7 protein-coding genes are annotated in these 12,911 nt (G+C 34.2%); 5 read left to right on the top strand and 2 right to left on the bottom strand.

Annotated elements, in window-relative coordinates:
- The first annotated feature begins 33 nt into the window (after positions 1–33).
- The 3 genes from GM3709_RS00835 (at position 34) to GM3709_RS00825 (ending at position 4,298) form a co-directional block, all read left to right on the top strand.
- Positions 34–993, top strand: a complete 960-nt coding sequence (locus GM3709_RS00835) for a pentapeptide repeat-containing protein (protein ID WP_066115365.1) — start codon at positions 34–36, stop codon at positions 991–993.
- Between the two features lie 253 nt (positions 994–1,246).
- Positions 1,247–3,124 carry a glutamine--fructose-6-phosphate transaminase (isomerizing) gene (gene glmS, locus GM3709_RS00830; RefSeq protein WP_066115363.1) on the top strand — a complete coding sequence of 626 codons (1,878 nt, stop codon included), beginning with the start codon at positions 1,247–1,249 and terminating at the stop codon, positions 3,122–3,124.
- A gap of 334 nt (positions 3,125–3,458) precedes the next feature.
- Positions 3,459–4,298, top strand: coding sequence for an IS5 family transposase (locus GM3709_RS00825; protein WP_082712913.1), 840 nt, complete (start codon positions 3,459–3,461; stop codon positions 4,296–4,298).
- Between the two features lie 730 nt (positions 4,299–5,028).
- On the opposite strand, the gene GM3709_RS00820 is transcribed toward GM3709_RS00825, so the two are convergent.
- On the bottom strand, positions 5,029–5,760 hold the full coding sequence (locus GM3709_RS00820) for a cytochrome c biogenesis protein CcdA (RefSeq protein WP_066121636.1): 732 nt from the start codon (positions 5,758–5,760) through the stop codon (positions 5,029–5,031).
- A 65-nt stretch (positions 5,761–5,825) separates the two neighbouring features.
- Here GM3709_RS00820 and amt point away from each other — a divergent pair, with 65 nt between their 5' ends.
- Positions 5,826–8,609, top strand: coding sequence for an ammonium transporter (gene amt, locus GM3709_RS00815; RefSeq protein WP_066115361.1), 2,784 nt, complete (start codon positions 5,826–5,828; stop codon positions 8,607–8,609).
- A gap of 84 nt (positions 8,610–8,693) precedes the next feature.
- Positions 8,694–10,130: a diguanylate cyclase domain-containing protein gene (locus GM3709_RS00810; RefSeq protein WP_082712914.1), complete on the top strand. Its 1,437-nt coding sequence runs from the start codon at positions 8,694–8,696 to the stop codon at positions 10,128–10,130.
- A 65-nt stretch (positions 10,131–10,195) separates the two neighbouring features.
- On the opposite strand, the gene leuS is transcribed toward GM3709_RS00810, so the two are convergent.
- On the bottom strand, positions 10,196–12,805 hold the full coding sequence (gene leuS / locus GM3709_RS00805) for a leucine--tRNA ligase (protein ID WP_066115359.1): 2,610 nt from the start codon (positions 12,803–12,805) through the stop codon (positions 10,196–10,198).
- Between the last annotated feature and the right edge of the window lie 106 nt (positions 12,806–12,911).

Genomic DNA, 12,911 nt, shown 5'->3' with positions numbered 1-12,911 from the left:
AATTAATGCTATTAAGAAAATAGTTTATGTTGCATGAATGCAGATGAAGTACTTCGTTTATATGATCAAGGACAACGAGATTTTAGTCAAATTGATTTATCCAAAGAAGATCTAATTCAAGAAAATTTAACCCAAATTAATCTAAGTAGAGTGGATTTGAATTGGGCAAATTTGAGCGGTAGTGATTTTAGTGGAGCAAATTTGAGTCGATCGGACTTAGTACATACACGCATTATTAGTGCTAAACTAATCGGAGCAAACTTATCCTATGCAGACTTAACCTATGCTGATTTAAGTTGGGCAAATTTAAACGGAGCAAATCTGAGTCGAGTTGATTTGAGTTATGGTAATCTCAATAAATCTTCTTTAGCAAACGCCAATTTTAGTTATGCCAAATTAAACAACTGTAATTTAACAGGAGCGAATTTTGCCGGAGCGAATTTTACAAGAGCGGATTTATCTGGGGCAGATTTAAGCGGTGTCAACTTAACAGGTGCTGATTTAACAAGAGCGGATTTATCTGGGGCAAATCTTCTCGGTTGTGATTTAACGGAAACCAATTTTCGTAGAGCAGATTTATCTGGAAGTCAACTGAGAAATGCCGATTTAAGTGAAGCAATTTTGCAAGGAGTTAACTTAGAAAAAGCCAATCTTCGAGGCGCTAATTTTACAGGGGCAATATTACGCAACACACATATTAATCAAGTAAAATTATCAGAGTTAAACTTGAAATTACCCAGTAAAACTAAGGTTATTTTTTTTGGGGCAAATTTACGAGAAAGTAACCTAGAAAGAGCTATTTTAAAAAATTCTATTCTAAGTTATGCCATTTTAGAAAAAGCTAATTTAGAAGAAACTTGTTTACATCGTAGCAATATGATTGAGGCTTATTTAACCTCGGCTGATTTAAGAGGTGCAAATTTACGCAATAGTGCTTTAAATGGTGTCAACCTAACAGGTACAACGATGGCAGATGGTTCAATTCATCCGTAATTATTCATACGACAATCTATTTGGTAAGCTAAGACGCATTTAACTTGCATATAATTTAATGATAAATAAATAACTCTTTCTCCTTCTCCACCTGATCTTCTTTTCTCTCTGCCTTACTTTTACTGACAGTGAACTACATGAGTTTTAGGTTCTCTTCTGTCAATTGTCCATTGATTTTCTTCTCATTAGTTAAAACATCATAACTCTAACAAGATGGTTATAATGTATCCAAATTATTTTTATTCTTAAAATTATGTGTGGAATAGTAGGTTATATTGGAACACAAATTGCGATCGATATTTTAGTTAGTGGCTTAGAGAAGTTAGAATATCGGGGATACGATTCGGCTGGGGTTGCTACGATCGTGGATAATAACATTCATTCTACTAGAGCGAAAGGTAAATTATATAATCTCCGGACAAAATTAGAAAAAGAAACCAACACTGCTAAAATAGGTATAGGGCATACCAGATGGGCAACCCATGGTAAACCAGAAGAATATAACGCGCACCCTCACCAAGATAACAAAGGTAGATTTGCCGTGGTGCAAAATGGCATTATCGAAAATTATCAAGAATTGAAAAAAGAATTAATCAGCAAAGGACATCAATTCATTTCTGACACCGATACTGAAGTTATCCCTCATCTTATCGCTGAATATTACAACCCTCAAAGTGAAGATCCTTTCATAGATGCGGTGAATAAAGCAATTACCTATTTAGATGGTGCATTTGCCATCGCTATTTTATGTGCCGACTATCCCGATGAATTAATTGTAGCCCGTCAAAGCGCCCCCTTAACTATTGGATTCGGACAAGGAGAATTTTTCTGCGCCTCCGATGTTACCGCTTTAGTTAATCATACTAACACAGTTTTATCTTTAGAAAATGGTGAAATTGCTCGTTTAACACCCCTCGGAGTAGAAATTTATGATTTTTCAGGTAAACGTCTTCGTAAAACTCCTCGTACCCTCGACTGGAGTCCTGTAACTGTTGAAAAACAAGGTTTTCGTCACTTCATGCTCAAAGAAATTCATGAGCAACCTTCTGTTGTACGCACCTGTTTAGAAGCCTATCTTAACCCTGATTGGCATTCAGAAACCAACCCTGATGAAAACCCTGTAACCCTCAACCTCAAATCTGAATTATATCAAGATTTAGAACATATCCAGATAGTCGCCTGTGGTACATCTTGGCACGCAAGTTTAGTTGGTAAATATTTACTAGAGCAAATTGCAAAAATTCCGACTTTTGTGCAGTATGCTTCAGAATTTCGTTATTCTCCCACTCCAGTTATGCGTAATACAATTACAATTGGCGTTACTCAATCAGGAGAAACAGCGGATACCCTTGCAGCCCTTGAGATGGAGCGTCAACGTCGATCGACCTTAACAACTTCCTATCAGCCCCGTATTTTAGGTATTACAAATCGTCCTGAAAGTACATTAGGTAGTATGGTTGATCAAGTTATCAACACTTATGCTGGTATTGAAATTGGAGTTGCGGCAACCAAAACTTTTGTCGCCCAAGTCATCGGCTTTTATATTTTAGCCCTTGATTTAGCATGGCGTAGAAAAACAGTAACCCCGTCACGTATGGACGAAATATTAAAAGGTTTATTGCAATTACCCACCCAAATTGAGCAAATTATTCACACTGAAGAGCCAAAAGTGCGAGATTTAGCCCATCAATTCCCCGATACTAGAGACTTTATTTTCTTAGGTAGAGGCATCAATTTTCCCATTGCGTTGGAGGGTGCATTAAAACTCAAGGAAATTAGTTATATTCACGCTGAAGGCTATCCCGCCGGAGAAATGAAACATGGTCCGATCGCCCTTTTAGATGCCCATGTACCCGTAGTTGCGATCGCTATGGGTGGTAGTGTTTATGAGAAGGTGATTTCCAATGCGCAGGAAGCCAAAGCAAGAGATGCCCGTTTAATCGGTGTATTGCCCCAAAACAAACAAGAAGATATGTTTCAAGATACTTTACTCGTGCCAGAAGTAGAAGAAATCTTGTCTCCTATCTTAGCGGTGATACCCTTGCAATTATTATCTTATTACATTGCATCCATGCGCGGCTTAGACGTAGATCAACCTCGTAATTTAGCCAAAAGCGTTACAGTAGAATAAGTGTAGGGTGGGCAATGCCCACTGTTGTCAAAAAACAATAAAGTTGGAAACTGAATAATAAACTTGGAAACTAGAGAATAAAGTTGGAAACTGAAAAACCAAATATTCTCTAGTTTTTTTTGTAAGATTTTATAACGCCTAATGACGCTCGAAGGTTCAACAGAATATTTGCAAATTTTCTTTTAGCTAAAGCTATGTCGTGATCAACGCCTAATGGTGATCGAAGGTTTAACAGTTAGATAAGACCTCTTGCAAAATTAAATACGAGATAGGATTAACCAGAATAATCTATAATTTTGGGCGATGGAGGATACCTTAAGTATAAGATTTAATTATGAAACTTGAGAGAATAAAAAAATTAAAGCCAGAAAAGTTTAAAAGGAGATTTGGAGTAAAAAAAGAAACCTATAATCTTTTAGTAGAAATAGTCAAAAAAGAACAAAACAATCACAAAAGAGGAAGGAAAAGCAAATTAACAGTGTCCGAGCAGATTTTAGTAACCTTGGAATATTTGAGAGAATATCGAACTTATTTTCACATATCAGAGTACTGGAATATCTCAGAATCAACGGTTTGTAGAACAGTTCATAAAATTGAAAAAATCTTGCTCAAATCAGGTTATTTTTCCCTAGGTGGTAAAAAAGAATTGATAAAAAAAGAGAATGAAATTAAGGCAGTATTAATAGATGTTACTGAAATAGCAATCGAAAGACCAAAAAAAAGACAAAAAATTTACTATAGTGGCAAAAAGAAGGAACATACATTTAAAGCACAATTAGTAGTTAATAAAGATACCTTGGAAATAATTTGTTATGTAAATGGACGAGGAAGAGAACATGATTTTAAAATTTTTAAAAACAGTAGATTACCATTAAGTGAAAAAATAAAGTGTTTAGTAGACAAAGGTTATCAAGGTATAGAAAAAATTCATAAATTAAGCGAAATACCAAAAAAGAAAACAAAAAAAAGAAAGTTAACCCAAGAAGAAAAAAGAAAAAATAGAGAGTTAAATCGACAAAGAATCGTAATTGAACATGTAAATAGAAAACTTAAAATATTTAGAATACTATCAGAAAAATATAGAAATAAAAGAAAAAGATTTGGGTTAAGATTCAACTTAATTGCGGGAATTTATAACTATGAAATAGTGAAAAAAGACATAGCTATTATTTAAGAACTATATTAAAGAATCCAGTAAATTAATTTGTGTATTTTATCGCCAATGGGTATTTACTTTCCTAGGTTGAGAATTATATAAGCAAGAATTATGATTAACTGTATAAAGGCACTTATTTTCTTTAATTAAATTAAAGGCGATTGCTAATATTTTGTCTTATCCTATCATCTTTTTATGTTCATTATAATTTTGCAAGAGATCTAATATACAACTTTATTCCCCTATTTTTCTGATCTGTAGTCTAAAAAGTTGATCCACAAACTCAAAAATATACAACTTTATTTTTTAAGGATGTGAAAAAGCAAAACGAAAATAGGACATTCTGATCGTTGAAATTATACAACTTTATTCCCTTATTACACAAAATAACAACGCAAAAAGCACCTTACAGGCGATAAGATTATACAACTTTATTCCCTCATTACAGTTACCATCAATACAACAAATTCTTGATGAATACATTTATTCTCTCAATTTTACCTGATTAAACTAGCAATAGTTTCCAATTTTATTATTATTAAAAATCCATAAAAGATAGAAGTAAATATTGCCAGTTTCCAACTTTATTTATTTTCTTCTTATCCTGACTAACGGAGAATTAGTATTTTGAAACTGTTTGGAGTTTCCAACTATATTGTTTTTAGACACTAAGCTCAAAACCTTAATTTTTGATTATTTTACCTAAAACCTAACACCTACCCTCATCAAAAGACTTTTTCAGCAACCCCTAAATAGTAAAACGAGAAGCTAAAGAAAAAATCCCAAATATTAATAAAATTGCCCCACTAAGGGGATTAATCCATTGAGTAACTATTCTTAAATTTAGAAAATTTTTTAATGTTCCTGTAAATGTACCAGCTAAAATTAAAGGAAAAACATAGCCAATTGCATAACTAACTAATAATATTGCCCCAAATACTAAATTTTTACTATTAGCTATATAAGCAAGTAAAGTTATTAAAACAGGAGTACTGCAAGGAGAAGCTATTAAACCAAAAGTTAATCCTAATAGATAGGATTTTAAACTATTGGGTAAGTTATCTTTAATCCAATTACTGGTATCCCAATTAGGAAATTTTAAAGGAATTATATCTAGTAAATTTAAACCCATTATAATAGCGATCGAGCTTACTAAAATAGGTAAGCCTATTCCAATTTGCCCATAAACTTTACCGAATAAAGCGGCAAAAATTCCGAGAATTGCTAATGTGGTTGCTAACCCGAAAGCAAAATAAATTGACTGTAAAAAAGAAGAAAATTTTCCCTTATTTTCATAACCACCAATATAGGCAATAGTTAAAGGAAGCATGGATAACATACAAGGCGTTAAACTGGTGATTAATCCCGTAAATAAAATGATGGCAACACTAAAAAAACTAAGATGATTTAACTGATTAGCGACTAATTCATTGGCTAATTGTTGCAAATAATACAGTTTTGTAGATAGAGATTCAAAAATCATTATTAGGTAATAGGAATGTACAATAAGGAATTAATATGATAAGCCACTGTTAATTGTTAATTATGACTGATTTACAATGGATTTTAATTTGTGCCGGATTAGTATTCTTAATGCAACCCGGATTTATGTGTTTAGAGTCAGGGTTGACTCGATCAAAAAATAACATTAATGTAGCCGTAAAGAATCTCGCAGATTTTGGTATCTCCGTCGCCTTATTCTGGATGTTTGGTTATGGATTAATGTTTGGCTTAAGTAAGGCAGGAATAATCGGCACGACAGGATTTTTTATTGATATAGGTAGTGATTCTGAGTTAGGTGCTTTTTTTCTCTTTCAAGCTATGTTTTGTAGTACTTCAACGACGATCGTATCAGGAGCAGTCGCCGAAAGGTTAAAATTTAGTTCTTATATAATTTCTTCTGGCATTATTTCAGGTATTATATACCCTATTTTTGGTCATTGGGCATGGAATGGCATGGATAACAGTCACAATGGCTTTACGGGATGGTTAGGAAATCTCGGTTTTGTGGACTTTGCAGGGTGTACAGTAGTTCATTCCATCGGGGCATGGGTATCATTTGCTCTTTTAATTATTATAGGCCCTCGTCACGGTCGTTTTTCTGTTCAGAAAATCAATGGCTCGAATTTACCTTTATCTGTGTTAGGAGTCATGTTGTTATGGATTGCATGGTTTGGTTTTAATGGTGGCAGTATATTTGTATTTAATGATCAAGTACCGAGAATTTTAGTCAATACCCTGATGGCAGGAGTAGCCGGAATGATTAGCGGTTGCATTTTTGGGTGGCAAAAGTATAAAATGCCTGAAGTAGAATTTTTAATGAATGGTACGATCGCTGGATTAGTTTCTATAACAGCTTCTTGTCATGCAGTTTCTACCTCTGAAGCGGTTATTATCGGAGCGATTGGTGCTTATTTAATGTTATTTGCTAAAGGACAATTAGAAAAGCATAAAATTGATGACGCAGTTGATGCGGTTGCAGTACACGGTATGGGAGGTACATGGGGAATTTTAGCGGTAGCCTTATTTGCACAACCTGAATTATTAGGTACAGGTTTAAACTCTTTTGAGCAGTTATTAGTGCAATTATTAGGGATTTTAGTCTGCTTTATATGGGCTTTTGGCTTAGCATGGCTATTACTCAATCTCACTAATCGCTTTTTCCCTTTACGGGTATCCTTAGAAGATGAAGATATAGGACTAAATGTATCTGAGCATAGAGCAAAGACCGAAGTCTATGATTTGCTTACCGTTATGGATGAACAAATTAAAACTCAAGATCTTAGTTTGCGTGTACCAGTTGAACCTTTTACGGAAGTAGGACATATTGCTACTCGTTACAATCAAGTTATTAACTCTCTTGAACAATCTACGGCACAACTTCAAGCAGGAAACATCGAATTAGCTCAAGCAAAAGAGAAAGCAGAGATAGCCAATCAAACTAAAAGCGTTTTTTTGGCGAATATGAGTCATGAATTGCGCACTCCCATGAATGCTATTCTCGGTTTTTCTCAAATTATGATGCGATCGAATACCTTACTACAAGAACACAAAGACAATATTAACATTATCCATCGCAGTGGTAACTATCTTTTGAATTTAATCAATAATGTTCTTGATTTATCGAAGATAGAAGCAGGAAAAATGACATTGAATGAGAAAAACTTTGATCTTTATACGTTATTACAAGAAATTGAAGACTTATTGCAGTTAAAAGCCGAAGAGAAGGAATTACAGTTAAATTTTGAACGAGATGAAAATGTACCTCGTTATATTCGCACAGATGAGACAAAATTACGTCAAGTATTGATAAATTTAGCTAACAATGCCATTAAATTCACTGAAGAAGGAGGGGTTAATGTTTTAGTTTATCTGACTCCCTATCAACCCAAAACCGAAGATAAAATCTATATCACCTTTGCCGTAGAAGATACCGGGGCGGGAATTTCACAAGAAGACATCGGGAAGGTTTTTGAAGCCTTTACTCAAACAGAAGTAGGCAGAAACAGTCAAGAAGGTACAGGTTTAGGTTTGCCTATTAGTCGAAAATTTGTCCAATTAATGGGGGGTGACATCAATATTAAAAGTACTTTGGGGGAAGGTAGTATTTTTAGTTTTGAAATAGTTACTCAACTCATTAAACCCGAAGAAGTAGAAATTGAGCAACGTATTAACTCTCGTCATGTGGTAGGTTTAAAATCAGGACAACAGCGTTATCGTATTCTTGTAGTTGACGATCGTCCAATGAATCGTTTATTACTAATTAAATTACTACAACCTTTGGGATTTGAATTGAAAGAAGCAGGAAATGGGCAAGAAGCGATCGAAATATGGGATGATTGGAAACCTCATCTTATTTGGATGGATATGCGAATGCCTGTAATGGATGGTTATGAGGCCACTCAACATATTAAAGGTACAATAAAGGGTAATGCCACCGCTATTATTGCCTTAACTGCCAGTGTATTGGAAGAAGAAAAAGCTGTGATTTTATCCGCAGGATGTGACGATTTTATCAGAAAACCTTTTAAAGAATCGGTTATCTTTGATGCAATGGCTAAACACTTGGGAGTAGAATACATTTATGAAGAAGAAAATCACACCTCGATCGTTACCACAAATCAACCTTTAACAGTGGAAAATTTGCAAATAATGCCCTCATCATGGATAGACAAATTATATCAAGCCTCTGTTGATCTCGATGATGATTTAATATTAGAATTAATTGCACAAATTCCCCAAGAACATCATACCTTGATTGAGAAACTAACTAATTTAGTGGATAATTTCCAACTAAAAAAAATTAGAAAACTTATTGAAAAACAATAATAATATCTAACAAATCATTTTTTATAACAAGTTTATGGGAATTGAAAAAATAATTTTTTTATCAAATAAAAGGAAATAATATAAATGATTAATTGTGATATTAAATCTTTAAATAAATCAATAAATCAACTTGATTTGGTATCAGAAAACAACTTAATTGAGAGTATTTTAATAGTTGATGATCAACCGGCTAATTTGAGGGTACTTTCAAAAATGCTGGAGAGTAAAAATTATAAAGTAAAAAAAGCACCCGATGGAGAAAGTGCAATTATTGCGGCACAATCTAATCCTCCTGATTTAATTTTATTAGATATTTTAATGCCTAATATGGACGGTTACGAGGTGTGTGAAAAACTTAAATCTGATACAAAAACAAAAGATATTCCCGTCATTTTTATTAGCGCTTTGAGTGATGTATTTGATAAAATAAAAGCCTTTGAAGTAGGAGGTATTGATTATATAACTAAACCTTTTCAAGAAGAAGAAGTCTTAGCTAGAATTACCAGTCAATTAACAATTCAAACCCAGAGAAAATTATTAGAAAAAGAACGAGAATTATTAGAAAAAGAGCAAGATAATTTAAGAAAAGAAATTCGTCAAAGAAAAGAAGCTGAAGCTATTTTATATCAATCTAGGGCTTTAATTTCTAGTATTTTAAACGCATCTCTTGATGGCATCGCCGCTTTAGAAGCAGTGAGAGATCCTAAAACAGGAGAAATAGAGGATTTTCGTTGTATAGTGGTTAATCCTGTCACTGCCCAAATTTTTAATAGTCAACCAGAAAATTTAACAGGAAAATTAGTTTTTAAAAAATTTATTAATAAAGTTAAACCTCAATTATTTTCTTCTTTTATCAAAGTGGTAGAAACAGGAAAATCTTTAGAGCAAGATATTAGATATAACTATAAAAATACTCAAAAATGGTTTCATTTTATCGCGGTAAAATTAGGGGATGGTTTTTCAGTGACAGTTAGAGATATTACTGTTAGGAAAAAACTTGAATTAAAGCTAAGTAAACTAGCTACTATTGATGGATTAACAGGGGTTTATAATCGACATTTTTTTGACAATACTTTAGCGCAAGAATGGCAACGTTGCGATCGAGGTAATGAACCTTTATCCTTAATTTTATGTGATGTAGATTATTTTAAACCTTACAATGATATTTATGGACATCAGGCAGGAGATAAATGCTTAATAAAAGTAGCTCAAATAATGGATAATATCGTTAAAAGATCATCAGATTTTCTAGCTCGTTATGGAGGAGAAGAATTTGCCATTATTTTACCCAATACTCCTCTTGAAGGTGCTATTAATATAGCTGAACAAATCAGGAAAGAAATACAAGATTTGAAAATTCCTCATAAACATTCAGAAATTAGTGATTATGTTACTCTCAGTCTTGGCATTGCTTCCGTAATTCCTAGTTCCCAAAATTCGATCGAATCTTTAATAAAAATGGCTGATAATGCTTTATATCAGGCAAAAGAAAATGGAAGAAATCAAGTAAAATTTAGTTAATTAATAATAGTTTTTGATGAAATTATTTAAAACAAAAAAATTCCCCAATTTTGGGGATTTAAAGATTAACTTACGACAAAATTCACTAACTTGTTAGGTACAACGATCACTTTTTTAATAGTTTTATTATCTATGTGTTTTTTCGCAATATCAGACTCTTTAGCAAATTTTTCTAATTCCTCTTTATTCGCAGAAGCAGGTACAGAAATTGTACCTCTAGTTTTACCCATAATTTGAATAACTAAAGTAATTTCATCCACAATTAAAGCATCATTATCTAAGGTTAACCATGACTGTAAATGGACTGATTCACTATTACTATTCCCTGATAATTTCCATAATTCTTCGCTAATATGAGGTGCAAAAGGTGCTAAAAGTAAAATTAAAGTTTCAATTCCTTCTCGAAAAATAGGAGAATTTTTATTACTAAAATCCCGTAAAGCGTTGCTTAATTTCATTAACTCAGAAACTGCCGTATTAAATTGATAATCACCATTTAAGTCGTCAGAAATTTCTTTAATAGCTGTGTGAATAGCCCTTCTTAAATCCTTTTCTTCTTTGCTTAGTTTCGCTTTATCAAAGGTTTTATTTTTGGCAGAATTAGGGTTTTCTACAAAATCATTAACTAATAACCATACTCGATTTAAAAAGCGATATTGCCCTTCTACATCTGCGTCTTGCCATTCTAAATCTTTCTCAGGAGGTGCTTTAAATAAGATAAACATTCTCGCTGTATCTGCTCCATATTTGGATAATACCACCTCTGGATCAACACCATTATATTTAGACTTAGACATTTTCTCGTAAAATACCGAGAGTTTCTGATTGGTTTCTTTTTCATAATAAACCGTCTCAGTTTTGCCTTTGTCGTTGGTTTCTTCCACTGAATAGACGTTTTCTGCTATGACATATTTACCCGTTTCAGGATTTTTATAGGTTAAACCTTGTACCATACCTTGAGTTAATAATCTTTTGAAGGGCTCGTCAACCTTGACTAAGCCCCTATCCCTAACAACTTTTGTAAAAAAGCGTGAATAAAGTAAATGTAGAATAGCGTGTTCAATTCCACCTACATACTGATCCACCGCCATCCAATCATTAACGGTATTAAGATTAAATGCCTCATTTTGGTTAGTTGCATCGGTATAACGGAAAAAATACCATGAGGAGTCGATAAAGGTATCCATTGTATCGGTTTCCCGTTTTGCTGGTTTGCCACATTTTGGACAAGGTACGTTAATCCAGTCTTCAATTTTAGCTAAGGGAGACGCACCACGCCCAGAAAATTCCACATTTTCAGGCAATTTGACGGGTAAATCTTCACTGGGTACGGGTACTATACCACAATCTTCGCAGTGAATAACGGGAATGGGACAACCCCAGTAACGTTGACGGGAGATTAACCAATCTCTGAGACGATATTGAATGCGTTTTTTGCCATAGTCGTTATTTTCGGCAAGGCGAATCACTGCTTCTTTTCCTTTGATGGAATTCATGCCGTTAAAACCACCGGAGTTAATCATGATACCCGCTTCGGTGTAGGCTTCCAAAAGGCATATATCACCGTTATCTGCATCGTCTGGCAAGATAACTACTTTGATAGGTAAGTCATTCTCTTTGGCAAATTTGAAATCTCTCACATCGTGGGCTGGTACTCCCATGACTGCCCCTGTACCATATTCGTATAACACATAATTGGCGATCAAAATGGGGATTTCTTCTCCTGTAAAGGGGTTTATGACTTTCCCTCCTGTCATTGTACCTTTTTTGGGCTTGTCATCGGCAGTTCGATCGATCTCACTTTCTTCCGATACTTCTTTGATAAATGCTTCTACGACTTCTTTTCTTTCGGAAGTAGTGACAACTTGAGTTAAAGGGTGTTCGGGGGCGAGTACTACATAAGTGACTCCGTAAACAGTGTCAGGGCGAGTTGTAAAGACGGCTATTTTTTCATCCTTTCCCATAATAGGAAACTCTAAATAAGCCCCTACAGACTTTCCTATCCAGTTTTCCTGCATGGTTTTGACTCGATCTGGCCAACCTTGTAGTTGTTGTAGGTCATCCAACAATTGTTCTGCATAGTCGGTAATTTTGAGAAACCATTGTCTTAATAATTTGCGTTCGACTTTTGCACCACTACGCCAAGAGTAACCTTCGGAGTCAACTTGTTCATTAGCTAATACGGTTTGATCGATCGGATCCCAGTTTACCGCAGCTTCCCGTTGATAAGCAAGTCCCGCTTCTAAAAATTGTAAAAATAACCACTGTGTCCATTTATAATACTCAGGAGAACAAGTTGCAACTTCTCGACTCCAATCGATGGATAAACCTAATTCTTGGAGTTGCGATCGCATTTGGGCTATATTTTCAAAAGTCCATTTTGCTGGAGGGATACCCCTATCGATGGCGGCATTTTCTGCCGGTAAACCGAAAGCATCCCACCCCATGGGATGTAATACTCTATGTCCTTGCATTCGCTTAAAACGAGCAATAACATCAGTTATGACATAATTACGAACATGACCCATGTGTAATTTTCCTGAAGGGTAAGGAAACATAGAAAGGGCATAATATTTAGGCTTGTCAGTATTTTCTTCTGTATTATATAATCCAGTTTCAGACCATTTTTTTTGCCACTTGGACTCTATATCACTGGGTTGATAGGGAGATTGCATAAAATCTTTTTAAAGTTTAAATAATTATTTAATTTAGTTAACCTTATATTTTAACCTGAGTGCACCTGAGTTCGAGAAAAAAATCTTTGATCTAGGTAGATTTTAG

This window comes from Geminocystis sp. NIES-3709 (assembly GCF_001548115.1).
Taxonomy (GTDB): domain Bacteria; phylum Cyanobacteriota; class Cyanobacteriia; order Cyanobacteriales; family Cyanobacteriaceae; genus Geminocystis.
Note: the sequence above shows the minus strand (reverse complement) of the source record. Positions and strands in the feature narration are given on the sequence as shown.

Excerpts from the sequence above, each read along its gene's own strand:
- GM3709_RS00810 (WP_082712914.1), top strand. The coding sequence starts at position 8,694 with ATGATTAATTGTGATATTAAATCTTTAAATAAATCAATAAATCAACTT.
- GM3709_RS00825 (WP_082712913.1), top strand. The coding sequence starts at position 3,459 with ATGAAACTTGAGAGAATAAAAAAATTAAAGCCAGAAAAGTTTAAAAGG.
- amt (WP_066115361.1), top strand. The coding sequence starts at position 5,826 with ATGACTGATTTACAATGGATTTTAATTTGTGCCGGATTAGTATTCTTA.
- leuS (WP_066115359.1), bottom strand. The coding sequence starts at position 12,805 with ATGCAATCTCCCTATCAACCCAGTGATATAGAGTCCAAGTGGCAAAAA.
- GM3709_RS00835 (WP_066115365.1), top strand. The coding sequence starts at position 34 with ATGAATGCAGATGAAGTACTTCGTTTATATGATCAAGGACAACGAGAT.
- glmS (WP_066115363.1), top strand. The coding sequence starts at position 1,247 with ATGTGTGGAATAGTAGGTTATATTGGAACACAAATTGCGATCGATATT.